The sequence below is a fragment of the Acinetobacter sp. BIGb0102 genome, assembly GCF_003815055.1.
Classification (GTDB): Bacteria; Pseudomonadota; Gammaproteobacteria; order Pseudomonadales; family Moraxellaceae; genus Acinetobacter; species Acinetobacter vivianii.
This window is the reverse complement of sequence record NZ_RKQE01000003.1, coordinates 40348-65523: the sequence shown is the minus strand read 5'-3', so window position 1 is coordinate 65523 and position 25176 is coordinate 40348. Positions and strand designations below refer to the sequence as shown.

General features: G+C 43.3%; 22 protein-coding genes and 1 pseudogene. 10 read left to right on the top strand and 13 right to left on the bottom strand.

The window, feature by feature from the left end:
* Positions 1–36: 36 nt before the first annotated feature.
* From ftsW to EC846_RS01735, 6 genes and pseudogenes are all read right to left on the bottom strand, one after another.
* Positions 37–1230, bottom strand: coding sequence for a putative lipid II flippase FtsW (ftsW, locus tag EC846_RS01760; protein ID WP_004773975.1), 1194 nt, complete (start codon positions 1228–1230; stop codon positions 37–39).
* 17 nt (positions 1231–1247) lie between these two features.
* The gene (gene murD, locus EC846_RS01755; protein ID WP_123773895.1) at positions 1248–2600 is read right to left on the bottom strand and encodes a UDP-N-acetylmuramoyl-L-alanine--D-glutamate ligase; all 1353 of its coding nucleotides are present in this window, start codon (positions 2598–2600) and stop codon (positions 1248–1250) included.
* Between the two features lie 114 nt (positions 2601–2714).
* Positions 2715–3006 (bottom strand): annotated as a pseudogene (locus EC846_RS18585) (hypothetical protein).
* Between the two features lie 51 nt (positions 3007–3057).
* A complete protein-coding gene (locus tag EC846_RS01745; protein ID WP_123773893.1) occupies positions 3058–3309 on the bottom strand; it encodes a DUF6587 family protein in 252 nt (83 codons plus the stop codon).
* 54 nt (positions 3310–3363) lie between these two features.
* A complete protein-coding gene (gene feoB / locus EC846_RS01740; protein ID WP_123773892.1) occupies positions 3364–5217 on the bottom strand; it encodes a ferrous iron transporter B in 1854 nt (617 codons plus the stop codon).
* A complete protein-coding gene (locus EC846_RS01735; RefSeq protein ID WP_004773968.1) occupies positions 5214–5474 on the bottom strand; it encodes a FeoA family protein in 261 nt (86 codons plus the stop codon). Before EC846_RS01735 ends, feoB begins: the two co-directional genes overlap by 4 nt.
* 150 nt (positions 5475–5624) lie before the next feature.
* Here EC846_RS01735 and xerD point away from each other — a divergent pair, with 150 nt between their 5' ends.
* From xerD to thrC, 4 genes are all read left to right on the top strand, one after another.
* Complete coding sequence (gene xerD, locus EC846_RS01730) at positions 5625–6545, top strand: site-specific tyrosine recombinase XerD (protein WP_062847108.1); 921 nt, start codon at positions 5625–5627, stop codon at positions 6543–6545.
* Between the two features lie 125 nt (positions 6546–6670).
* Entirely contained in the window at positions 6671–7486 is an 816-nt protein-coding gene (locus EC846_RS01725) for a DsbC family protein (protein ID WP_123773890.1), read from the top strand.
* A gap of 392 nt (positions 7487–7878) precedes the next feature.
* Positions 7879–9180 (top strand): homoserine dehydrogenase, encoded by a 1302-nt coding sequence (locus EC846_RS01720; protein WP_004773963.1) that lies wholly within the window; start codon positions 7879–7881, stop codon positions 9178–9180.
* Positions 9181–9287: 107 nt separating this feature from the next.
* Entirely contained in the window at positions 9288–10427 is a 1140-nt protein-coding gene (gene thrC / locus EC846_RS01715) for a threonine synthase (protein ID WP_004656353.1), read from the top strand.
* Positions 10428–10553: 126 nt separating this feature from the next.
* Here thrC and pbpG read toward each other — a convergent pair whose 3' ends face one another.
* Positions 10554–11615 carry a D-alanyl-D-alanine endopeptidase PBP7/8 gene (gene pbpG, locus EC846_RS01710; protein ID WP_123773889.1) on the bottom strand — a complete coding sequence of 354 codons (1062 nt, stop codon included), beginning with the start codon at positions 11613–11615 and terminating at the stop codon, positions 10554–10556.
* Positions 11616–11825: 210 nt separating this feature from the next.
* Here pbpG and EC846_RS01705 point away from each other — a divergent pair, with 210 nt between their 5' ends.
* From EC846_RS01705 to EC846_RS01695, 3 genes are read left to right on the top strand one after another with little or no spacing between them, the layout of a single operon-like run.
* On the top strand, positions 11826–12461 hold the full coding sequence (locus EC846_RS01705) for a response regulator (RefSeq protein ID WP_004773961.1): 636 nt from the start codon (positions 11826–11828) through the stop codon (positions 12459–12461).
* 26 nt (positions 12462–12487) lie between these two features.
* On the top strand, positions 12488–14056 hold the full coding sequence (locus EC846_RS01700; RefSeq protein ID WP_123773888.1) for a sensor histidine kinase: 1569 nt from the start codon (positions 12488–12490) through the stop codon (positions 14054–14056).
* 18 nt (positions 14057–14074) lie between these two features.
* The gene (locus EC846_RS01695; RefSeq protein ID WP_123773887.1) at positions 14075–15511 is read left to right on the top strand and encodes a sigma-54-dependent transcriptional regulator; all 1437 of its coding nucleotides are present in this window, start codon (positions 14075–14077) and stop codon (positions 15509–15511) included.
* Positions 15512–15551: 40 nt separating this feature from the next.
* On the opposite strand, the gene EC846_RS01690 is transcribed toward EC846_RS01695, so the two are convergent.
* From EC846_RS01690 to lptF, 4 genes are all read right to left on the bottom strand, one after another.
* Entirely contained in the window at positions 15552–16724 is a 1173-nt protein-coding gene (locus tag EC846_RS01690; protein ID WP_047431852.1) for a S41 family peptidase, read from the bottom strand.
* A 9-nt stretch (positions 16725–16733) separates the two neighbouring features.
* The gene (gpmI, locus tag EC846_RS01685; protein ID WP_123773886.1) at positions 16734–18278 is read right to left on the bottom strand and encodes a 2,3-bisphosphoglycerate-independent phosphoglycerate mutase; all 1545 of its coding nucleotides are present in this window, start codon (positions 18276–18278) and stop codon (positions 16734–16736) included.
* 123 nt (positions 18279–18401) lie between these two features.
* Positions 18402–19472 (bottom strand): LPS export ABC transporter permease LptG, encoded by a 1071-nt coding sequence (gene lptG, locus EC846_RS01680; protein WP_123773885.1) that lies wholly within the window; start codon positions 19470–19472, stop codon positions 18402–18404.
* On the bottom strand, positions 19472–20572 hold the full coding sequence (gene lptF, locus EC846_RS01675) for an LPS export ABC transporter permease LptF (protein WP_123773884.1): 1101 nt from the start codon (positions 20570–20572) through the stop codon (positions 19472–19474). Before lptF ends, lptG begins: the two co-directional genes overlap by 1 nt.
* A 153-nt stretch (positions 20573–20725) precedes the next feature.
* Here lptF and EC846_RS01670 point away from each other — a divergent pair, with 153 nt between their 5' ends.
* The 3 genes from EC846_RS01670 to EC846_RS01660 are packed head-to-tail and all read left to right on the top strand — an operon-like array spanning position 20726 to position 23236.
* Positions 20726–22174, top strand: coding sequence for a leucyl aminopeptidase (locus EC846_RS01670; RefSeq protein WP_123773883.1), 1449 nt, complete (start codon positions 20726–20728; stop codon positions 22172–22174).
* Positions 22167–22574, top strand: a complete 408-nt coding sequence (locus tag EC846_RS01665; protein ID WP_123773882.1) for a DNA polymerase III subunit chi — start codon at positions 22167–22169, stop codon at positions 22572–22574. Before EC846_RS01670 ends, EC846_RS01665 begins: the two co-directional genes overlap by 8 nt.
* 35 nt (positions 22575–22609) lie before the next feature.
* The gene (locus tag EC846_RS01660; RefSeq protein WP_123773881.1) at positions 22610–23236 is read left to right on the top strand and encodes a hypothetical protein; all 627 of its coding nucleotides are present in this window, start codon (positions 22610–22612) and stop codon (positions 23234–23236) included.
* Between the two features lie 42 nt (positions 23237–23278).
* Here the strand turns inward: EC846_RS01660 and EC846_RS01655 are convergent, their stop codons facing one another.
* Both EC846_RS01655 and EC846_RS01650 read right to left on the bottom strand, forming a co-directional pair.
* Complete coding sequence (locus EC846_RS01655) at positions 23279–23938, bottom strand: riboflavin synthase (protein WP_004773951.1); 660 nt, start codon at positions 23936–23938, stop codon at positions 23279–23281.
* A 149-nt stretch (positions 23939–24087) separates the two neighbouring features.
* Positions 24088–24927: an MIP/aquaporin family protein gene (locus EC846_RS01650; RefSeq protein WP_123773880.1), complete on the bottom strand. Its 840-nt coding sequence runs from the start codon at positions 24925–24927 to the stop codon at positions 24088–24090.
* Positions 24928–25176 lie beyond the last annotated feature (249 nt).

The window sequence follows — 25176 nt, the reverse complement described above, 5'->3', positions numbered from 1 at the left end:
GCATCATGACAGGGCTTTTTTATTTATTTGAATATCCTAGAAATTCGACTCTTCTTTCACAGGGTTTAACTCTTGTGTCGATGCATCAATTTTCAGGATTAAACTGATCATTGCAGCACACATCATCAATGATGTACCCCCATAACTAATGAAGGGTAAAGTCAAACCTTTGGTTGGCATTAGCCCCATGTTCATGCCCGCATTTACCAGAATCTGCATCAAGAAAATAATGCTAATACCGTATGCAAGATAGCCCGCACGCAGATAATTGTGCTGCAAGGCACGATGCCCAATACGAATACAACACGCCAGCATGGTAAATGATAGGATCATCACCACTGACACACCAAAGAAGCCGAATTCTTCTCCCAATACCGCCAACATAAAGTCCGTATGCGCTTCAGGTAAATAAGACAGCTTCTGGACACTATGCCCGAGACCCGTACCAAACCACTCGCCTCGACCAAAGGCCATCAAGGCATTCGAGAGCTGATAACCAACACCCAATGGATCTGCCCAAGGATTGGTAAATGAGATCAGACGCTGGAAACGGAATGGCTCGAAGATAATCAGCGCACTGACACCGGCAAAAATCGCACCCAGCATGATCAGGAACTGAGTCGCTGGTGCGCCTGCCAAGAAGAACACGCCCACCATCATCAAGACAATAACGACTGTTGCCCCCAAGTCAGGTTCAGCGACGATAAAGCCCACGGTTAAAGCCATTACACCACTTAAACGTAGCAAGCCTTTCCAGTGGGTACGGACTTCCTTGGCACGACGTACCACATAATCCGCAGTGAAAATCGCCATGACAATTTTGGCAATCTCGGTTGGCTGTAAGGTAAAGCCACCCACTTTAATCCAGCGATGCGCACCGTTGACTTCGGAACCGACCACCAATACCGCCAAGAGCAGGACAATGGTAATAAGCCATAAAGGGAAAGCATTTTTAAACCAGAGATTCAATGAAACCCGATAGGTTAAAAATGCCACCACCGCAGCAACCACAATCGAAATACCATGACGAATCAAAAAGTAAAAAGGACTCTCATGGATATATTCCGCATACGGCATTGACGCCGATGCAACCATGATTGAACCGAAACATAGCAATGAAATCACACAAAAAATCAGGATATTTCGTGCCGTCATTTCTGCGGGTAGCTTAGGTAAACGATTCAGCAATTGCGAAATCTTCTGTACCGTATTTTGGGCTAAGTCAGCCATAGTTCTGTTCCTAGTTCTTATTTTTCATTCAAGGCATTTACACATGCCACGAATTGATGTCCACGATCATTGTAGCTCTTAAACATATCAAAGCTCGCACAAGCAGGTGAAAGTAATACCACATCTTCCGCCTGAGTCGCTTTTTGTGCCATTGCAACAGCATCCTTCAAGCTAGCCGCATGCTGAATCACGGTCGTACCTTGAATTGCCTGCTCAATCACCGCAGCATCTTCACCAATGAGAATCACTGATTTCACATATTTTTGAATCGCATCACGTAATGGTTTGAAGTCCTGACCTTTACCTTGACCACCAAGGATCAAAGCCAGTTTGCCATTTTTCACTTCAATTGCGGCACCCAGACCATCAATTGCAGCCAGTGTGGCACCGACATTGGTTCCTTTCGAATCATTATAATAACGGACATCATCAATGCTTTGAACGTACTCACAACGATGCTCAAGACCTTTAAAATGCTTTAAGGTCTCCAGCATCGAAGCCATAGGTAAACCAATCGCTTCACCCAACGCTAAACATGCCAACGCATTGGCAACGTTATGCATGCCCTGAATGTACATCTCGGAAGTTTTCAGCAAACGCTCTCTGCCACGTGCCAGCCACATGCTGCCATCTGCATCACGTAACACACCGTATTGATTCAGATCAGGTGCATTCAAGCCAAAACTCTGCATCGGTGTCACATCAGGCACCAGAGGACGGCTCAGATTATCATCACGGTTATAAACGACTTTTTTCACGCCTTGGAAAATGCGATGTTTGGCCTTGTGATAACCCAGCATATCCCCATGACGATCTAGATGATCTTCACTCATATTCAACACCACAGCAACTTCAGCATTCAAGTGTGATGTCGTTTCAAGCTGGAAGCTCGATAACTCTAAAATAATTAATTCAGGTTGATCCTTTAATAAATCCAATGCAGGGCGGCCCAGATTTCCACCTACAGCAACTTTCTTGCCCGCATCCTCTGCCATTAATCCAATTAAGGTCGTGACTGTACTTTTCGCATTTGATCCTGTAATCGCAACAATCGGCACTTCTGTGGCACGGCGCAATAACTGAATATCACCGACGACTGGAATGCCTTTTTCAATCGCTTGTTGAATTTCTGGAAGTTGAGGTGCCAGCCCTGGACTGAGAATAATTTCTTCTGCTTGTAATAAAAGATCCGTGTCCAGTTGACCAAAACTGGTACGCACACCTGCTGGAATCTGGTCATGTCCTGGCGGGGTTGCGCGCGAGTCTGTTACTGCAACTTGGTAGCCCTGTTCATGTAAAAAATTGACCGCGGATACACCGGAAATTCCCAAGCCAGCTACAACTTTTAATCCACCGCGCTGTATTAACATTTTTGCCCCATTTTTTGCAGATCACAGAATGGCAAAAATGTTAGCACTTTACTGTTTTAAATGCTTTTTCAGTTTTGGTTTTATTCAATCTTTTTTGTGTCAGTGCGTAAAAGCTTAAACCGGTATAAAAAGACTAATCCCCAATAAAGTTAAGATCACAGCACCTAGCCAATCTATAGATTTAAATGCATATTGCTTAAATTTAAGTTTAATCAATTCGGGTCTTAGCCATAGGTAAATCAAGATTAAACATGAAATAAGCCAAGAGAAGGTTTCTTTATAAATATTCAGACCTTTAGACAAAGCAGAAAGATAAAGGAAGGTCATCACTAGGATAAAGCCCAATAAAATCAATTTATGTTTAGAGCTTAATGATTGTTTTTTTATTAATCTGAGTCTGATTCATTTTTCTTATTCAAAAAAAATACCCATCTTACGATGGGTATTTTGAGTTTTATCAACGCCATTTCACAGTTTGGACAGATTCCGTTTTTTTGCTTTCAGCCTCATCGGTTGAACAGCCACAGCTTCCACCACAACCAGCAACTATTTTAGGTTTTAACCATACGGCCAAGCGCTGCCAACCTAAACGCTGACATGCATTGGATAAGGCTAAAAATGCTGAACCCGCTGTTTGAGGAAATACCTTCTTAAAGACCACAACAGCACTCCACAGCACCAATACAGCAACAATCAAGTACTCAAACATAAGCGTCTCTCCAGTGATTTCCTCCCTTTTTCAAGGGAGGTTGAGTAGGATTTCTTAACCCCAGATGCGTGATACGATCTGGTAGGTGAAGAAAGACATTAAATACGCCAAACCGAATAAATACGCAGTCATCACAGCAACATGTTTCCATGAACCTGTTTCACGGCGTACAGTTGCCAAGGTCGCTAAACAATGTGGCGCATAAATAAACCATACTAATAATGATAAACCTGTTGCCAATGACCAGCCAGAACCATCAGCACTGATTAAATGTGAAAGACCTTGCGCAATTGCATCATCATCCGCACCCGATAAGGCATAAACCGTACCTAAAGCCGCAACTACGACTTCACGCGCAGCCATTGCAGGTATTAACGCAACCACGATCTGCCAGTTAAAACCAACAGGTGCAAAGATTGGCTGGAGCAAATGACCCAACATCCCTGCAAAACTATAATCGATGTCAGGTAAAGTTGCCCCTTCTGGTGCTTGCGGGAAAGTACATAAGAACCAAAGTAAAATCGATAGGGCAAAGATAATACCACCCACACGTTTTAAGAAGATCTTACCGCGATCCAGCAAGCCAATCGCAACACTTCTAATATCTGGAATACGGTAGCTTGGCAATTCAAGTAAAAGCGCATGTTGTGATTTATCTTTCTGCAAAAATTTCATCACGATTGCCACACAGAGCGCACTGACAATACCAGACATGTACAAGCCGAATAATACGAGGCCTTGCAGGTTGAAAATGCCCCATACTGTTTGACTTGGAATAAAAGCAGCAATCAATAAAGCATAAACAGGCAAACGTGCAGAACAGGTCATCAATGGTGCAACCATAATCGTGGTAAAACGATCACGTGGATCACTGATACTACGAGTGGCCATGATGCCAGGTATCGCACAAGCAAAGCTTGAAAGTAATGGAATAAAAGCACGACCACTTAAGCCTGCTTTAAACATCAATTTATCAAGTAAGAATGCTGCACGAGGTAAATAGCCTGATTCTTCTAAAACCAAAATAAAGAAGAATAAAATCAAGATTTGTGGCAAGAACACAACCACACTACCCGCACCTGCGATAATCCCGTCTACCACCAAACTATGTAGCAAAGGCTGAGAGATATGCTCGCCTAATGCTTCACCGAACCATGCAAAGAACTCTTCAATTCCATCCATAAACGGCGCTGCCCAGGCAAACACTGCCTGGAAGACGATAAACATCATGATTGCAAGGCTAAGTAAGCCAAGAACAGGATGTAAGAAAATTTTATCGAGGAAATCAGTACGTTTGTCTTCCTGATCAGCAAAGTTCACCACATCTTTGAAAATAACTTCAATTTTTTGATGGTGATTACCAGTCAATCCACTTAGCTCAGTCTTCGGAACAGCATATTTTTCCTGATCCAAGGCATGCAGCAGGTTTTCGATACCTGAGTTACGCACCGCGACGGTTTCAACAACAGGAACACCTAAACGCTCAGAAAGCTTTTGTGTATTGATCTGGATACCACGACGACGCGCTTCATCCATCATGTTTAACACAACGAGGATCGGACGACCCAACTCAATCACTTCAAGCACCAGACCCAAATGTAGTTTTAAGTTCGTCGCATCCACCACACACAAGAAAGCATCTTGTTGGCCTTCTTCAGCAATCTTGCCCTGACAAACATCACGGGTAATTTCTTCATCTGGACTCGTAGCTTGTAAACTATAGGTCCCGGGCAAATCCAGCACACGCACGGACTTTCCAGAAGGAAGCTGAAAATGTCCAACTTTACGTTCAACTGTCACACCCGCATAGTTGGCAACTTTTTGGCGTGTTCCAGTTAAATGGTTAAATAAAGATGTCTTACCGCAGTTTGGATTTCCCACAAGGGCAATACGTAACGCATCACTCATGCAGGTGCTCCTTCAAGTTGAATTTCAATTTTATCAGCTTCCGCTTTTCGTAACGCAAAACGCGTAAAACCGAGCTGGATTAGAATCGGATCACCACCAAAAATACCTTTGGTAATCACTTGCACTTGTGTACCAGGCACAAAGCCTAAACTTTCTAAACGAACCGCAACTAAATCTGGCTGTTCTGTCTCATCGACCAAGCGATTCACTTTCGTGATCACCGCTACTTGCTTGACTTTTAATGCTGACAATCGCACCGCTCTAACCCTTTACTCTCTTTATTATAGTATACAAGCAAATGAGAATAATTACCAAAAACAATCTCAATGGCATTTACGCTTTTGACAGATCGACAACAATTCATTTTTCTTTTACAGTGCAAAACAAGAAAGTTCAGTAACTCCATTATGTTAAATAAAAAACCGCGAATTCCTGCAGCCGTTAACATTCCAGAACATCTCGGATTTTTACAGGGCTTTCGTGATTATTTGGTTGCTCAAACGGTGAGCCCGCATACCCGTAATGCTTATTTATCTGACCTGATCCAATGTAGTGAATTACATCAAAAAATAGCCTTACCAGAATGGTCGAGTGACGATATAGCAGATGTGCTGATTGCCCTGACCAAAGCAGGTAAAAGCCCCCGCTCAATTGCACGCTGCCTTTCTGCCTTAAGACAATTTTATAAATTTTTACGAGAACAAAAACTCAGGGATGATAATCCCGTTGCGACACATCATTCTCCTAAAATTGGTCGGGCCTTACCCAAAGATTTGTCTGAGCAAGATGTTGAAGCCTTAATTAATGCACCTGATACCAACACTGCACTCGGTCTACGCGATCGTGCCATGTTCGAAGTTTTGTATGCCTGTGGATTGCGTGTATCAGAATTACTCAATCTAAAACTTGAACTGATCAATTTAAAACAAGGCTACTTACGGATTACAGGTAAAGGGAATAAAGAACGTCTGGTGCCCTTGGGTCAATTTGCCTGTGACTGGATTGAAAAATATTTGGTGGAATCACGCCCGCAACTGTATAAAAGCAGTACCGATTATTTATTTTTGACTCAGCACGGCGGCATCATGAGTCGTCAGAATTTCTGGTATGCGATTAAGCGTTATGCCTTACAGGCCAATATTCAAGCCGAGTTATCACCACACACCTTACGCCATGCCTTTGCAACTCATTTACTCAATCACGGGGCAGATTTACGTGTGGTACAGATGTTACTGGGTCATAGCGATCTTTCCACCACGCAAATTTATACCCATGTGGCACAGCACCGTATGCAAGAGTTACATGGTAAATACCATCCACGGGGTTAAAACGACCTTCTGTCTTGGATCAGACTAAAACTTGATTCCGTTCACACAGCATCAGCAAGATTTAACGAAGTGATTCATTTTTTTTGTTATGCTAAAGCCCTTAAATACGTACAAAAAGGTTCTATATGTTGTTTACTCGGTCTCAGCTTGTAATTGCTTGTACATTAGCATCAACATTATTAGTCAGTGCTTGCTCAAAAGAAAATTCAGCACAAAAACAAGATGCACTCACAGCAAGTGCACCTGCGACAGGTGAAGCTTCAACCTTAAATGAACGCAATGCACAGCAGCGTTTAGTGTCTACATTAGAAAAACATTTCAAGACAGCCAACATCAATGCCAAAATTCTTGCCGTCAAGAAAACTGAAGTACCTAACCTGTTCTGGGTGAGTCTGGAAGGGATGGGCTCAGTCTATGCAACTGCTGATGGCCAGTACATTATTCAAGGTGATGTGGTGCGTTTAGGTGACAAACAACTGCATAATGTGAGCGATGCATTACAGGCAACCGAAAATAAAAAGCATTTAGCTTCACTCAAAACTGAAGACTTGATTGTTTACCCAGCACAAGGGGGTAAAGCCAAGCACGTGATTTATGTGTTCACCGATTCAAGCTGTCCGTATTGCCATAAGTTGCATGAACATTTGGCTGAAATTAATGCCAAAGGAATTGAAGTGCGTTATATCGCATGGCCACGTGGCGAACAATTCATGCCAACCATGCAGGCAATCTGGTGTAGCAAAGATCGTAAGGCGGCATTTGAGCAAGCAACTCAAGGTGTAGCTGTAAATGCAGCAGAATGTAAGAATCCAGTCCGTGATCAATACCAATTGGGTCTGAACATGGGCGTAAATGGCACACCAGCGATTTATAACGTTGAAGGTGAATATTTAGGTGGCTACATGACACCTGAAGAAATTGCTCAACGCTTAAACAAATAAGCTAAAAATCCTTTTCAAAATCACAAAGACTCGGGCGACAGATTAAAGATGATCGGAATAGGGTCTGTTACCACTTTATCTATGATTGCGACAGAGGAGATTTTTAGGCGATACAAGGCATGGATTGTGAAATTTAGTCATTCTAAATAAACAAGACGTAACGCAGAAGCGCCAAAAATCTCCCTGTCCCGCAGGGTTGTGGCTAAAACTCCCTCATACGTCGTTATGAAACTTGGCAAGGGAATGCCATTCCCTACGTTTCATGCCTAGTCTGATGGATTTTCAGCCTTCAACGCAATTCATTTATAAAGTGACAACAGACCCTAGTGTCTCTGCATTTTTTTAGCTATGATCAAGCTTCATTAAAATGATTGAATATAATGGAGTGTGACGTGAAACCAGTTCGTCTGGCGATACTCGGTCTTGGTACTGTAGGTGGTGGAGCCCTTAAATTACTACAAGAAAATGCTGCGGAAATTAAACGCCGTACCGGTCGAGAAATTCAAATTACACACGTAGGCACACGCCGTCCACGTCCAGATTTACAACTCGAAGGGATCAAACAAAGTGATGACTTGATGGAGATCGTACGTCAACCTGATGTTGATGTAGTGGTCGAAGTCATGGGTGGTATTCATCCTGCTTATGAAGTCATCATGGAAGCCATTAAACATGGCAAACAGGTTGTGACTGCTAACAAAGCGTTACTTGCTGAACATGGTAATGAGCTATTTAAGGCAGCAGAAGACAACGCTGTGCAGATTGCTTATGAAGCAGCAGTTGCTGGTGGTATCCCGATCATTAAAGTCATCCGTGAAGGTCTTGCAGCCAACCATATCGAATGGCTTGCTGGCATCATTAACGGTACAGGCAACTTCATTCTGACTGAAATGCGTGAAAAAGGTCGTGCCTTTGAAGATGTGTTAAAAGAAGCGCAAGAACTTGGTTATGCTGAAGCTGATCCTACCTTTGATGTTGAAGGCATTGATGCTGCACACAAACTCACCATTTTGGCTTCATGTGCATTTGGTATTCCTTTACAGTTCAATAAGGTCTATACCGAAGGCATCAGCAAAATCACAGCTCAAGATGTAAAATATGCAGAAGAACTTGGTTTCCGTATCAAGCACTTAGGTATTGCACGTCGCGCTGACAAAGGCATTGAGCTACGTGTACACCCAACCCTGATTCCTGCGGAAGAATTGATTGCCAATGTCAATGGCGTGAAAAATGCTGTCTTGGTTCAAGCCAATGCCGTTGGTCCAACACTTTATTATGGTGCTGGCGCAGGTGCTGGCCCGACCGCCTCTGCTGTCGTTGCTGACGTGATTGATATCGTACGTGATATTTCGTATACCGAAGATGGCGCAGGAACTATTCCTCAACTTGCCTTTGAAGCACTCACCAATGTGCCAATCCTCAGCCGCGAAGAAATGACCACGGGTTATTACATTCGCCTGAATGCTGAAGACCAAACGGGTGTATTGGCAGATGTGACCACTATTCTTAGCCGTGCAGGCATCAGTATTGATGCCATCATGCAGCAATCACGCTTAAAAGACCTGATTCCAATCGTGATTTTAACAGATCCGATCGTTGAATCTAAAATGGACGAAGCGCTTGCACAAATTCAAGCATTACCTGCAATTCGTGGCGAAATCGTGAGAATTCGTTTAGAATCGCTCGATAGTTAATCAGTTTAAATCCCCTCACCCTTCTTCACTCAAGAATGGAACTGCTCTCTTTTGAAAGGGAGCTTGTTGAGCGGGATTTTTTCTCTACCTTATATTGGAACACCATCATGTCGAATGCCAATCGTTATACTGGTCTTGTAGATCGTTATCGTGACCGTTTACCTGTGTCTGCAACTACACGCGCAATTTCTTTAGGTGAAGGTAATACTCCACTGATTAAACTAGAGAACATTCCACGTATTATTGGCAAAAACGTCGAAATCTATGTGAAATACGAAGGTCTGAACCCAACTGGTTCTTTTAAAGACCGTGGTATGACCATGGCGGTGACCAAAGCAGTTGAAGAAGGCTCTAAAGCGATTATCTGTGCATCTACAGGTAATACTTCAGCAGCAGCGGCAGCCTATGCAGCTCGTGCAGGTATCAAAGCATTCGTCTTGATCCCGGAAGGCAAAATTGCGATGGGTAAAATGGCGCAGGCAATGATGTACGGCGCGATCACCATGCAAATTCGTGGTAACTTCGACGATGGTATGCGTTTGGTCAAAGAAGTTGCTGATCAGGCACCTGTAACGATTGTAAACTCGATCAACCCGTATCGTTTGCAAGGTCAAAAAACCATTGCTTATGAAATCGTAGAAGCATTGGGTCGTGCACCTGATTATCACTGCTTGCCTGTCGGTAACGCGGGTAACATCACCGCACACTGGATGGGTTATACCGAAGCTGTAGCAAACCAACCTGCGGATCAGTTCGAACAAGTCATTTATGATGCGGCTACAGATCAGTTCACAGGTCCTAAACCAGAAGGCCTACCAACCATGGTTGGTTACCAAGCTTCTGGCGCTGCACCATTCTTACGTGGTGCACCTGTTGAAAATCCTGAAACAGTTGCAACTGCAATCCGTATCGGTAATCCACAGAGCTGGAACCATGCTAAAGCAGTAGTACGTGACTCTAAAGGCTGGTTCGATGAGCTTCAAGACAGCGAAATCTTGGAAGCACAGCGTTTACTTTCAATGTACGAAGGCGTATTTGTAGAACCTGCTTCTGCCGCTTCAATTGGCGGTGCAATCCGTGACATCAAGGCAGGTAAAATTGCTGAAGGTTCTGTGATTGTATGTACAGTGACAGGTAACGGCTTAAAAGATCCAGATACCGCAATCAAGCAATGTGCTGATGCAGTGATGTTGTCAATTGATGCAACAATGGATCAGGTTAAAGACTCGATTCTTTCAAATATGTAAGAATAAATTCTGAAATAAAAAAACCAGTTGCCTGTAACTGGTTTTTTTATGCGTTCATTCAAGATCACTAATTTTTAACGATAAAAAAACGCTTCATCATGAAGCGTTTTTTTACATCAAGCGGGATTAAACACGTTTTGGCAAAGTGCTTAACCAGCTTAATAAATTGGTTGCATCACTATTACGTGCTTGCGAACTTGGCGCACCCAATAACACCACAACCGCTGGACGTGAATTCACAGTCGTATGCATTACGACACAACGACCAGCTTCATTGATATAACCTGTTTTTGACAGGTTAATGTTCCAGCCGCCGTTACGGACTAAAGCATTGGTATTGTTTGACTTGAGTACACGGTAGCCTAGATTAAAGTCATAGGTTGGTGTGGTTGAGAATTGACGGATAAGACCGTATTGTGAAGCAGTACTAACTAAAATTCCTAAGTCACGTGCAGAAGAGACATTATGTGGATCAAGTCCTGTTGACTCAGCATAACGTGTCGAAGTCATGCCCAATTGCCTCGCTTTGGCATTCATCGCTGCAATAAATGCAGGACGACCACCTGGATAAGTACGTGCTAATGCAGCTGCCGCTGGATTTTCAGACTTCATCAAGGCAAACAACAATGCTTCTGCGCGATTCATCTTATCGCCAGCACGTAAAGTTGAGCTTGAGTTTTTACCACCCGCACCCGCAAAGTCAATTGACTCAAGGGTAATTTCTTCTGACATGTTTAAGCGCGCATCAGCAGTCACTACGGCCGTCATCAATTTGGTAATTGAAGCAATCGGAACCGACATGTTACTGTTTTTGCTGTACAACACCTCACCTGTTTGTGCATCCATGACCAGAGCAGCACGTGCATTCACTGACGGCTGGCTGCTATAGCCAAACGTATCGCGAATCTGTGTCGACTGCTGAGGTGCACTTGATGTAATTGATGCTGAACCACTGTTACGCACTGTTGTGGTCACAGAGGTTGAACCTTGAGGGCCAATCTCTAAGGGTTCATCATCTTCCATTAACTGGCTCGCATCACTTGCAGACCAGTTTAATGTTGCTGAACCACTCGCACGCGAAGAAGCTGGATTGTTATTCACAACCAGTTCAGCAAAACTTGTTGAACTCCACGCCAACAAGATAGACATGCTTAGAACATGCATGATAGATTTTTTAGAATTTTTCACGACACAATACTCAACTCAGGACGCTGCACATTTGCGCTTACCACCATTATGCCTTACATTTGAACAAATCGGGTAAAGCTTTTGTAGACACAATTGTGTACAACTATTCGCTAGAAACGAAGAATAGGATTGCTAATTTTGTCGTTTCATTGCAAGCTAATTTTGCTTTATGTAACAAAAAACCAGTGTTTTTGAAAAAAGGAGGTCTTCTTGATCACTGTTCTCGTTGTTGATGATCATGAACTCGTGCGCACAGGGATTTGCCGTATGCTGGAAGACCACCCCGATGTTGAGGTGATCGGACAAGCTGAGTCTGGAGAAGAAGCGATTGCGCTGGTTCGCCAGAAACATCCCCAAGTGGTATTGCTAGACGTGAATATGCCTGGCATTGGTGGAGTTGAGACAACGCGACGTTTATTGCAGAGTGCACCTGAAACCAAGGTCATTGCTGTCAGCGGTCTGGCGGAAGAGCCCTACCCATCCCTTTTACTCAAAGCAGGTGCAAAAGGCTATATCACCAAAGGTGCGCCAATTTCCGAAATGGTTCGTGCGATTAATAAAGTCATGCAAGGCGGCAAGTATTTCAGTGCAGATATTGCCGAGCAACTGGCTAGCTCCTATCTTTCTGATACCCAGCAATCCCCTTTTGATGCATTGTCAGAACGTGAAATGCAGGTGGCAATGATGGTGGTCAACTGTATCAGCGCACAGGAAATTGCAGATAAATTATTTGTCAGCGTGAAGACCGTAAATACTTATCGCTATCGTATTTTTGAAAAACTGGCGATTGATAGTGATGTCAAACTGACGCATCTTGCGATACGCTATGGACTGATTAAACCTTAAAATTCTTAAAATAATAGTCAACGCCTATGTTAGGGAAAATTGCATCATCGGTCTCTCAGACCGTCTATCGACTGGGCGTTTGGTATAGCGGCTATCGGCTGATTATTGCCGTTAGCCTGCTGCTGATTTATTTATTGACCGCTGAGCAATTAAGCGCCAATTATATTTATCCAGCTTTATATTTTTATACCCTGATCGCGTATATCACACTAAATATCATTCAGCTTTTTATCTTACACTTAGTCCCTGTACAAGTGTCCAGACAGCTGATCGTTATCTTCCTGATTGATGTCATCTGCTTGAGTTTAATCACATTTTCAGCAGGCGGGCCAAATCTGCAACTCAGCTTGCTGTATGTCATCATTATTTTCTCCTCAGCCATTTTATTAAATTCACAGCTATCACTGATCATTACCCTGTTCGCCGTCATCATGGTGGTATACCAGCGCTTTTTAGGCGATTTTTTTGATGTAATCAACTTAACTCATCTCGGCAATAGTGTTTTTCTGGCCTTTTTATTTTTTGTTGTGCATGCCATTGGCCGAATTGCAGTCCAACGTTTTAAAATTTTAGAAACGCTCACTTTCCATCAATCGATTGAAATTCATCAGCTGCAAAATATTAATCGTTATATTCTCGAGCAAATTGAAGACGGTTATTTGGTACTGGATGAAAGTAATCATATTGTCTTGACCAATCCAGCGGCCAATACATTATTGGGTATTTATCTACCTGTTTCTCTTGAAAAAACACCATTGATCAAGTTGCAGCCTGATCTATTTGAACTGATTAAGTTTAGTGATTTAAAGGACGGCGAAGAGTTTAGTTTTGAATCGCAACAAAGCCCGTATACAGTTCATGTTCGAGTCAAACATTTGATTGTGCCCGAGCAGGCACTGGTCTTGCTGATCTTAAAAGACGCACAAAAATTAACCCAGCAGGTACAGCAACTCAAGCTGGCAGCATTAGGACAACTTTCTGCCAGTATTGCCCATGAAATTCGCAATCCATTGGCCGCAATTGTACAGGCCAATGAACTCCTAAAAGATAGTGATGCACATCAGCAAGAAATGCTGTCACGGATGATTAGCAAGCAAGCCAAACGCATTGACAGCATTGTTCAAGATACTTTGGCGATGGCTCGTAACAGACCAACAGAAGCACAACCCATCCAGCTCACCCCATTCTTTGAAAGTTTATTGAATGAAGATCTGGCTGATGCAAAACAGATGATCCAGTTAAAACTAGCAGAACAGACTGTGATCGTATTTGATGAAAAACAATTACGTCAGGTGTTGATTAATCTGATCCGTAATGCGTTACGCCATAACGCAACAGACGCCCCTTTTATCGAAGTGGATGTGCATGAAAAAGAAGGTCGAATCTGCATTGATGTCATCGATTTTGGGATGGGTGTCTCAAAACGGGATATTTCTCAGTTATTCAAACCATTTTTTAGTACCGAAATTAAAGGAACTGGTTTAGGATTGTACTTGTCTCACACATTTTGTGAGGCGAATCATGCAAAGCTCACCTATATAGAGCGACAACAAGGAGCATGTTTCAGGATGGAATGCTCAAAATTCATAGATTAGATTAGGTTTTTCGGGGAAATGGCAACAAAACAACCACTCGTCTTGCTCGTAGACGATGAAGAGGACTTATGTCTTTTAATGCAGATGACGCTTGCGCGCATGGGCATCAAGACACATATCGCTTATCGTGTCGAACAGGCCAAAAAATTCTTTACTGAGTTCCAGTATGATGCATGCTTAACAGATTTAAACCTGCCAGATGGTAACGGTTTAGATCTGGTCAAACATGTGACCCAAAACTATCCAAACACGCCGATTGCCGTTCTAACGGCCTATGGCAACATGGACATTGCAATCGCAGCACTCAAAGCAGGTGCGTTTGATTTTGTCAGCAAACCCGTGAATCAAATGCACTTGGATCAGCTAATCCAAAAAGCTTTGAATCGACCACAGCCTGAACAGGAAGCCGCTGAAACCGCTTTAGAAAATAAGCTTCTGATTGGACGTTCAGCACCGATCCAGCAACTTCGCATTGCTTTAAAGAAGATTGCGCGCTCTCAGGCACCTGTCTTCATTACAGGTGAATCAGGCACAGGTAAAGAAGTGGTTGCCAATTTGGTGCATCGTTTAAGTAACCGTAGCGAAGGGCCTTTTATTGCCATTAACTGCGGTGCGATTCCAACTGAATTGATGGAAAGCGAGTTATTTGGACACAAGAAAGGCAGCTTCACTGGTGCAACACAGGATAAGCAAGGCTTAATTCTTTCTGCACACGGCGGTAGTTTATTTCTAGATGAAATTGCTGAATTGCCTTTAAATATGCAGGTCAAATTACTACGTGCTGTACAGGAAAAGAAAATTCGTCCTGTCGGTTCAGATCAGGAAATTGATGTCGATTTCCGTGTGATCAGTGCCAGCCATCAAGATCTTGAAATGCTCGTCCAACAAGGCCGATTCCGACAAGATCTGTTCTTCCGTATTCATGTCATGGATCTGGTGTTGCCACCATTACGTGAGCGCGGCCAGGATATTCTGCTACTGGCCAATCATTTTATTCAAAAGATTAGTCAGGAATGGGAAGTCTCGGTTAAAACGCTGTCCTCTCGTGCAGAGCAGTTCTTATTGCAGCAATATTTCCCGGGAAATGTGCGTGAACTGCGCAATATCATCGAACGTGCAATGACACTAAGCGATGATGAATCGATTGATCTGGCCCATTTGCAAACAGCTCCATTACGCAGCTCGATTGCACATCCAACACCTTCATTTACCAATACGACCGCAGAAGAAGTGGAAACTCCACAACATTCTGCTAGCCCAACAATGAGTTCGAAGAAACTTCCACCTGAAGGTTTAGAACGCTATTTAGAAAATATCGAAAAAGAAATTCTTCTAAATGCGCTGAATCTGACCCATTGGAATCGCACTTTAGCGGCGAAAAAGTTGGGAATGACCTTCCGTTCTTTACGCTATCGCCTGAAAAAGTTTGGTTTAGATACCGAAGATGATGAATAATCTTTAAAAATAAAGCTCCTTAAAAAAGGAGCTTTATTTTTTAGTATCGGCTTTTTAACACCAAATCAGTGACATGTTCAAGATAAGTATCTTCTTTCATTTCAGGCGCTAAAGGCGAAATCTGATTCGGTTGAATCCCTTGTCCCTCAATCATGTTGCCATTAGGGGTGTAGTAATGCGATACCGTCATTTGCAAGGCAGCGCCGCTCGGTAAAGGAAACAGTTTCTGCACCACGCCTTTACCATAACTATTTTCACCCACAACCCAAGCTCGCTTATGTTCTTTCAAGGCTGCGGTAAAAACCTCGGCTGCCGAGGCTGAGCGTTTATTAATTAAAATACCCAGTTTCAGGTTTTGAAATTCAAAGGAAGGTAAAGCCTGAAATTGTTGATCGCCTTCCGAACGGCTTTTCGTGGTCACAATCAGTCCCTGATTCAGGAACAGATCCGCTGACTCAACTGCAGCAGATAATAGACCACCGGGATTATTACGTAAATCCAGAACAACAGCCTTAAGCTTGGCTGAACTATATTCTTCGATCAAACGCTTAATTTCATTGGCGGTGTCTTGCTGGAAAACTCTAATTTTAAGTACAAGTACCTGATTATGCATTAAAACAGGTTCAATATCGGTTTCTACTTTCTTGTTTCTGACCAGAATGGTGGTGCTGTTATTATTCTCTGGCTGGATCTGTACGGTACTGCCAATTGAACCATACAGCAGGCCTTGCACCTGATCTTTGTTGAGATTTTTTAATTCCTGATTGTCCACTTTAACAATGGCTTGTCCATTACGTAAACCCAGCTTACTCGAGTCAGAACCTGCTTTTAAGTCCTGAATCTGCCAAGATTTAGAATGCGCATCATAATTTAAATTAAAATCGACAGAGGCCAAATCCCCTTCGGTATATTGAATCAGTTGACGATATTCTTCTGCCGAGAGATAACGGGAATAACGGTCTAAACCACTGACCAACCCTTTGATGGACTGCTGAAATAATGCATCGTCCGACTTCTTATCGACATAGTTATCTTTAACAATACCGTAGATCTGGACAAATTGTTGAATCGATTCAATCGGGACTTCAGCCGTGGGAGGCGCATCTTCCGTCCATCCCGATGAATGCGTAATCGGTGCCGCATAAATACTATGCCCCCAACACATCAACAAACTTGCACATAAGGCTCGGTAAATGTTGTTGTGCTGGGTCATTGCTTCACCTTATTTTAAAGTAATTAAGTTCTTACCCTGCATTTCTGGCGGTACAGGAATGTGCATTAAATGCAGTAATGTTGGTGCCACATCAGCCAATACACCACCTTCCGCAATCGTTGCCTGAGTTGGGCCAACATAAATAAATGGCACCAGCTCAGTGGTGTGTTGGGTATGAACCTGTCCACTGTCATAGTCTTGCATTTGCTCTACATTACCATGATCCGCAGTAATTAACATGTGTCCTTTGTTTGCCATCACGGCATCATAAACACGACCCAAACAGGTATCCACCGTTTCAACCGCTTTTACCGCCGCATCAAAGACACCCGTATGCCCGACCATATCACCGTTGGCATAGTTCACCACCAACAGGTCAAACTCACCTGAATTAATGGCATTGACCAACTCATCGGTCACTTCATAAGCGCTCATTTCAGGCTTTAAGTCATAAGTTGCAACATTCGGTGATGGAATCAAGATACGCTTTTCACCAGGATATTCATCTTCACGACCGCCGCTGAAGAAGAAAGTCACATGCGCATATTTCTCAGTTTCAGCAATACGCAATTGGGTTTTGCCCAAATCAGACAGATATTCACCAATCGAGTTCTTAAGCCCTTCTGGCATATACGCAACGGGTGCATCAATACTGGCCTGATAACGCGTCAACATGACAAATTTAGATAAATTCGGCACCACTTTACGTTCAAAACCAGCAAAATCTTTTTCCACAAAAGCGCGGGTGATTTCGCGAGCACGATCGGCACGGAAGTTCATGAAAACAATGCTATCGCCATCTTGAACTTTGACAATATCACCAATACGTGTTGCTTTCACAAACTCGTCATTTTCATTGGCTGCATAGGCTTGCTCTAAACCTTCAACTGCTGAATTGGCGACACGTGCGGCCTCGCCTTCCGTCATTAAACGATATGCTTGTTCAACGCGATCCCAACGATTGTCACGATCCATCGCGAAATAACGGCCAATCATCGACACAATACGACCTTGATTTGGATATTGTGCAAATAAGGCATCCAGTTTTTCTAATGAAGGTTGAGCACTACGTGGCGGTGTATCACGTCCATCAAGGAAAGCATGTAAATACACTTTTGCACCGCGTTTTAACGCCAATTCGCACATTGCGACAATGTGATCTTCATGCGAGTGAACACCGCCTTCTGATAACAAGCCCATCACGTGCACGGCGCCATTCGCTGCTTTAGCCTTTTCAACCGCATCCACCAGAACTTCATGCTCAAAAAAAGCACCCGTACGAATGTCTTTGGTAATACGAGTGAAGTCCTGATACAACACACGACCCGCACCCAGATTCATATGCCCGACTTCAGAGTTGCCCATTTGACCATCAGGCAGGCCCACATCTTCACCTGAGCCAGAAATTAAACTATTCGGATGCTTTGCTTTCATTGCCGTGAGGTTGGGTGTTTTTGCTGCCAGAAAGGCATTGTCATCAACTGCTTCACGATGTCCTACGCCATCCATGATTACGAGAACGTGAGGAATTTTGCCAGCATTTGCATCCGTCATAATGGACTCTCTATTTGTCGATCATTTGATCGGTATATTTTACCGAAGTTTAAGGTATTTCTCTATGACCTCACTCATGGCTTTCATCAATACCGATGATAGAGCCCATGAATGAAAGATCCATTATCTTGCACGATAGAGTAGATAACTTCCCACCATAAAGATGAGAACTACAGGCATCAGCACAAACCATGCTGGAGATGGTGCATAGACCAAACTTGCATAGCCGAGGAAATCTTGTAAGTAGAAGAAGCCAAGTCCCGTAAATAAGGCAATCACCAGACGGAAGCCCATCGACTGTTGACGTAGTGGTCCAAAAATGAACGAGCAGGCAATTAAGACCAGCGTAATCAAGGCAAACGGCGAGGTCACTTTTTGCCAGAACGCCAGTTCATAGGTTTTCGGTACCTGACTATATTCATCCATATAGCGCATAAAACTAATCAACTGGCTGGGTGATAAATCTTCAGGATCTAAAGTCACCATATGCACGTATTTCGGCTGTAATGCCAAACCTAATGCCTGTTGATCATGATCGGTTTTAATGGCATTACCTTGTGCCAATAAATCAACCTGATGTGATTGCTCTAAAGTCCATTGACCATCTTTAACAAACTGGCCCTTTTCAGCATTCACAAAAGACTGTAAACGGTAATCCTTGTCAAAATCAATCGACTGGATATTACGTAACTGACCTTTTGAGTTGGCGTAATCAATATAAATAAAACGCTGCCCTTCACGGGTCCAGTAACCTTTGACTTCACCCAACGCCGCCACACTACGTTGCTTCTTAATACTTTGTGCCTGTTCGTTGGTATAAGGAATCACCCATTCACTCAGAACAAAAGACAATACAATCAATAACAGTGCCGAACGCATTACCCAGCCGACGATTCGCCATAAGCTAATCCCGACAGAACGCATCACGATCAATTCACTGTTTGATGCCAATGCCCCAAGCCCCAGTACGGAACCAATCAAGGCTGCAACAGGAAGGATTTCATATAGATAATGCGGTGCACCCCACATCACATACAGGAAAGCTTGCCACGCATTATAGTCGGGCTTGAGCGCGCCTAATTCACCTAAGTAGGTAAACAGGACCTGCAAGAAAGATAACACCAGCGTAGTTCCCAGCATGGCTAGGATCGTGGTTTTTGTCACATGTTTGGCGACTATTCGACGTGCTAACATCACAACCCCACTCGCTGAATACTTCTCTTAAATTTTGGTGCCAGTTTTTGTTTACGCGCAAAAACTGCTGCGGCAATGGCATAAATAAGAAGAACCACTGGATAAGCCCAGATATCAAGCTCTTCCTTACTGATTCGGGTCTTAATCGCAATCAATAATACGATCAAGCTGGCAAAGATAAAGATCGCTGGAATCAAACGATAGTAACGACCTTGACGCGGACTCACCTCAGACAATGCGACCGCCAGCATTAAAGCCACGATAATCACAAATGGGCCAAACACACGCCAGCCCAGTTCACTACGCACGACAGGATCATCACGTTTTTCCCATAGCTTGGACATGGATAATGCTTCAACATCACCACTTTCAAATTTTACGTCTTTGTCATTTTCTAAACGTAAACGATAAGACTGGAATTCTGCCTGCGTGTAACGTGGTTGATTCGGATAAATCTCGTAACGACGACCTTGGACGAGATCCACTACATTGGCGGTATCATTGGCAACTTCAACTCGTGTTGCTTCTTTTGCCAGAATCATGACATCAGGTTTATCGGGCTGATTGCCTTTCTGATAGAAGAAAATATCTTTTAAGTTCTTACGGTCTTCTGAAAGCGAGCCCGCATAAATGGTGTAAGGTCCCGAAGAAATAAACTCTTTCGGACGCACCAGATCAAATCCAGTCCGCACCGCTTGGGTACTGGTTAGTTTTTCAAACTCACGTAAGCCCCACGGCCCCATCCAGACCATTAAACAAGTCTGTACCACCAGATACACCACAGTCATTGGCAACAATAAACGGGCCAACTGATTCCGACTGACGCCACTGCCATTTAAAACTGCCATTTCATGGTCGACATACAGACGCCCGAATACCAGCATTAATGCAATAAAGAAACCTAAAGGGAGAATCAACGTTAAAAATTCAGGTAAGCGATAGCCGATAATGCTAAATAAGATACCTGCATCTAAACGACCTTGAGCTGCTACGCCAAAATACTTGATCAAACGACCACCCATCATGATCATGGTTAATAAACCAATGACGACGAGAGATGTCGAAACCACCTGTTTGACGAGATAACGCCGAATAATCAAAGTAATACTTCCAAAAGACCAATCGAAGGTAACGCTAGTTTACCCGAATGTTAAAAATATAAAACCTATCGCTTGTTGCGGATTGCAACCTCATATCTGAAAGTGTTTAATGGACTTATCTTTCTTTTTTGCTCATTAGGTTCTATACAAACAATGAAATTTACACTTCAAAACGCATTCCCAGCTCAGGCGTCTAGCGAATCTTTGTGGATTTTGGTTGATTCAGAACAATTACAACAGAACTTAAATACTTATCAAATCAACCATCTAGATGACGTCCTTAACGCAACCCAATACAAAGCAGGTTTTAACGATAACTTGGCCTTGCTTGCCAATGTCTCTGTTCAAGCCAACACACAATTATTAGGGCTTGGAAAAAGTGACGAGCTAAAAGCGACAAAATTAGCAAAACTCGCACAAAGCATTATCAAATCATCACAAAATAAATTTAAACAAATTAGTCTCGATCTTTCAGCTCTACCTGCCGATTTACACGCACTATTTGTATTGAGCCTCACGCAAGCGGCTTATGGCTATGACGAGTTTAAGTCGAAAAAGAATGAGTTCGTGCTAGAAACCATTCACCTGATTGCCAGCCAGACCACGTTAGATGAAGCACAGTTAAAGCTGATTCATGCGGTTCAGTCGGGTCAAAACTTTGCGCGTGATCTGGGTAACCGTCCTGGAAATATTTGTTTCCCTGAATATCTTGCAGATCAGGCGCTTGCGCTTGCTAAACAATATCCTGACTTACTGAAAGTCACTGTACTGGATGAGCAGCAAATGGCTGATTTGGGCATGTATGCCTTCCTTGCCGTGAGCAAAGGTTCGGATCGTCCGGGTCGTATTGTTACTCTCGAATACAATGCCCAAATTGATCAAGCGCCTGTGGTGCTGGTGGGTAAAGGTGTGACTTTTGATACTGGCGGTATTTCATTAAAACCAGGCTTAGGCATGGATGAAATGAAATTTGATATGTGCGGCGCAGCTTCAGTTCTTGGAACCATTCAAGCACTCTGTGAAGCACAATTGCCGATTCATGTGGTGGGTGCAATTGCCGCAGCAGAAAATATGCCATCTGCTCATGCGACGCGTCCCGGTGACATCGTAACAACTATGAGCGGGCAAACTGTAGAAATTCTAAATACTGATGCAGAAGGTCGTCTAGTCCTGTGTGATACCTTGACCTATATTAAACGCTTTAACCCAGTCCTTGTGATTGATATTGCAACACTTACAGGTGCATGTGTAGTTGCGCTGGGTAAAGTGGTCAGTGGTTTATTCACACCAGATGACGAACTTGCACAAGACTTGCAACAGGCAGGTGAACAGTCGCTTGACCGTGTATGGCGCATGCCCGTGATGGAAGAGTATCAAGAATTACTCGACTCACCTTTTGCCGATATTGCCAATATTGGTGGCCCATACGGCGGCGCAATCACAGCGGCTTGCTTCCTCGAACGTTTCACTCGCGACTACCGTTGGGCGCATCTTGATGTGGCAGGTACAGCGTGGTTATCTGGTGCCACTAAAGGTGCAACGGGTCGTCCAGTGCCATTATTGATGCAATTCTTGGCAAATCGTGTTCAAACGAATGGCTAAAATTAGTTTTTATCTCTTTGAAAACAGTCAGGAACGGCAAGTCGAAAGCGCTTGCCGTTTGTGTCGCAAGATTCTGAATCAGCATCCCCACATCTGGTGGTACTGTGCTGATCCAGACTTGCAAAATGAACTGGATGAGCTGCTCTGGAGCTTCGATCCAAAAAGTTTCATTGCGCATGGGATTGACCAGCCGCATAGTCCAGTGTGTATTTCAAAAGATTTACCACCATCCAATGATTGGATCGTGTTTAATTTTAACAATCATGCACTTGAACAAACTCAAGATTTTCGCCACATTATCGAAATTATTGAAAATAATGAAACTGCGAAACAGATTGGGCGGGAAAAATTTAAAATGTATCGACGTTTGAGTATAGAACCTCGTACATTTAAATTATAAATTGGCAATAAAAAACATCATTTTAGGAGTGTCTTGTGGCATTAAATGTAGGTCAGGATTTTAAAAAACGTTGGTTAAATGCACCTGAGGCTGTTCGTCAGACCTATCAGGAAGATTTAGCACGTATCTGTGATCTGTTATTACCACAAACCTCGATTCAAACGTGGACACAGAATGAGGAGAGTGCTCAACAGCGTTCTCAACAGCGCATTGATCAAGCCTATGCAGATTTAAAAGCTGAATTGCTAGAACAGGCACGTATTCGCAAACAACTGGCGCTCGAAAAAGCACTGGAAGAAAAACGTGCAGCTGAAGCCGCTTATGCCGCACAACTGCAAGCAGATGAAGCGCGTCAGTTTGAACAACAAACCGAGAATTTACTTGCGCTACGTGGTCATATCGATCAGGAAATTGCGCAACAGACCGAGCGTTACCAGACCAATCCAGAACAGCCAAGTATTGATTATGCACGCGGTCAGCGCATCGCGATTGATGATCAGCAAATTCTGTCTGAGCTGGAAAGTGTCCGTGTCCGACTTGAACTTGAAGCCGAAGGCCTGATTGAGCAAGCAGTCACGGTATTCCGTGCCAAGCTGCATGCACTGGCACAAGATGAAATTGAATATATCTTAAAGAACAGTGAGTTCTCGGACGAGAAATAATAAAAAGCCCAGTTTAAACTGGGCTTTTTTATACTTTATCTTTTATTTTAAAAAACCGTTTTCAGCTAAAAAAGCCATGCTGATATTCGATTCAGTTTTCTGCTCAGCCGCCTTATCACCCAGCAATAAACGCTCGATATAACGTGCCAATACATCAACTTCTAAATTCACTTTGCTTCCCACCTGCCAAGTGCCAATATTGGTACGTTCAGCGGTATGCGGAATCAAATTCAGGCTCAGAATATTGCCACGTAAATGGTTAATGGTGAGGCTAATACCATCGACCGTCACAGACCCTTTTTCGGCCAGATATTTTGCCAGCTCAACCGGAGCAGTCACTTCAAAATATAAAGAGCGTGCGTCTTCGCGAACCAGAGTAATCTCACCCAGCCCATCAACGTGACCACTGACAATGTGTCCACCAAAACGTGTGGTCGGCAACATTGCTTTTTCAACATTCACCGCCTGTCCGACTTTCCATTGCCCGAGCGTAGTACGGTTCAAGCTTTCACGGGAAACATCTGCTGCATACCAGTTCTCGCCCCACTCAATCACAGTCAGGCAAATCCCATTGGTGGCAATCGAATCACCCAAATGTACATCAGACATGTCCAAATCAGTCTGGATACGTAGACGAACATCACCGCCTACACTTTGTAGGCTCTCAACCTTACCTAAACTTTCAATAATGCCTGTAAACATGGGAGTTTCAACCTATCTTTATTGCAGTGTCTGCCACAGTGAATCAGATACCTTAAAGCAAAGAACCCGAGATAACAAGGCATCCCCAAAGCAAATAAAAAGGGCGATCATCTGACCACCCTCTTTCTGCACATGATTGAATCATGCATTTATTGCATTTCAGAGACTTGCTGTTCTGCTGTGTCTTTGGTTGCAACCTGATTCTTGATTAGAAAATGGCTAAAGAATAATTTATAGCCCAGCACACCTAAGCATGCACCTATGATCGGTGCAATGATGGGTACAATGAAATAAGGAATATCACGGCCACCGGTAAACGCAACTGGTCCCCAACCTGAGAAATAAGCCACAATTTTCGGGCCAAAATCACGTGCAGGATTCATGGCAAAGCCAGTCAGTGGGCCAAAAGAAGCACCAATCACGGCAACCAGCAAACCCACCAGAATCGGTGCCAAAGCACCACGTGGCAAACCGTTGCTGTCATCACCAATTGCCATAATCAGCCACAGCAATAACATCGTAATAAACATCTCGACCATGAAAGCCTGACCCAGCGACAATAGATGATGCGGATAAGTTGAGAAGATTCCCGCCAATTCCAGACTTTCTACACTGCCACGTACCATGTGATGCGTCTGTTCATAATCTACAAATAAATTGCTATATAGCCCATATACCAGCAGTGCACCTGTCGCTGCACCTGCGACTTGGGCAATGATATAGAACGGGACTTTACGCTTATCAAAACCAGCAAATAAAGCCAAAGCGATAGTCACAGCAGGATTGAGATGTGCCCCGGAAATACCAGCAGACAAATAGACAGCCAATGCAACTGCCAAGCCCCATACAATGCTGATTTCCCACAGACCTAAACTTGCTCCTGCAAGCTTAAGTGCAGCCACCACACCAATACCAAATGATAAAAAAATTGCGGTAGCAAAAAATTCGGCTACACATTGCCCCAATAAGGTGGGTTCCGAGCGACTCATAACAACCTCTCTTGGTCATCGCTGCAAATAGGCAAGACCCTAAATTAAGCTCGGCAAACTATATTTATTTTTGAAACTGGTCAATATTGTTTGGTAAATTTTTAAACGATTGATCAAAAGATTTTTCTCTAAAATCGGTGCGTAAAAACAACTAAAAGGGATACAAAAATAGAATTCAATTAATTGTTTTTATTTATCTTTTTTAATTTTCATTATTTTTAATAGCAGATTTAACCAAACTGACCAACA

Bases quoted from the DNA above. Each gene is read 5' to 3' on its own strand.
- EC846_RS01695 (WP_123773887.1), top strand. From the start codon at position 14,075: ATGGCAACAAAACAACCACTCGTCTTGCTCGTAGACGATGAAGAGGAC.
- feoB (WP_123773892.1), bottom strand. From the start codon at position 5,217: ATGAGTGATGCGTTACGTATTGCCCTTGTGGGAAATCCAAACTGCGGT.
- EC846_RS01670 (WP_123773883.1), top strand. From the start codon at position 20,726: ATGAAATTTACACTTCAAAACGCATTCCCAGCTCAGGCGTCTAGCGAA.
- EC846_RS01650 (WP_123773880.1), bottom strand. From the start codon at position 24,927: ATGAGTCGCTCGGAACCCACCTTATTGGGGCAATGTGTAGCCGAATTT.
- EC846_RS01725 (WP_123773890.1), top strand. From the start codon at position 6,671: ATGTTGTTTACTCGGTCTCAGCTTGTAATTGCTTGTACATTAGCATCA.
- ftsW (WP_004773975.1), bottom strand. From the start codon at position 1,230: ATGGCTGACTTAGCCCAAAATACGGTACAGAAGATTTCGCAATTGCTG.
- lptG (WP_123773885.1), bottom strand. From the start codon at position 19,472: ATGTTAGCACGTCGAATAGTCGCCAAACATGTGACAAAAACCACGATC.
- xerD (WP_062847108.1), top strand. From the start codon at position 5,625: ATGTTAAATAAAAAACCGCGAATTCCTGCAGCCGTTAACATTCCAGAA.
- EC846_RS01690 (WP_047431852.1), bottom strand. From the start codon at position 16,724: ATGACCCAGCACAACAACATTTACCGAGCCTTATGTGCAAGTTTGTTG.
- EC846_RS01700 (WP_123773888.1), top strand. From the start codon at position 12,488: ATGTTAGGGAAAATTGCATCATCGGTCTCTCAGACCGTCTATCGACTG.
- EC846_RS01665 (WP_123773882.1), top strand. From the start codon at position 22,167: ATGGCTAAAATTAGTTTTTATCTCTTTGAAAACAGTCAGGAACGGCAA.
- murD (WP_123773895.1), bottom strand. From the start codon at position 2,600: ATGTTAATACAGCGCGGTGGATTAAAAGTTGTAGCTGGCTTGGGAATT.
- gpmI (WP_123773886.1), bottom strand. From the start codon at position 18,278: ATGACGGATGCAAATGCTGGCAAAATTCCTCACGTTCTCGTAATCATG.
- thrC (WP_004656353.1), top strand. From the start codon at position 9,288: ATGTCGAATGCCAATCGTTATACTGGTCTTGTAGATCGTTATCGTGAC.
- EC846_RS01745 (WP_123773893.1), bottom strand. From the start codon at position 3,309: ATGTTTGAGTACTTGATTGTTGCTGTATTGGTGCTGTGGAGTGCTGTT.
- EC846_RS01655 (WP_004773951.1), bottom strand. From the start codon at position 23,938: ATGTTTACAGGCATTATTGAAAGTTTAGGTAAGGTTGAGAGCCTACAA.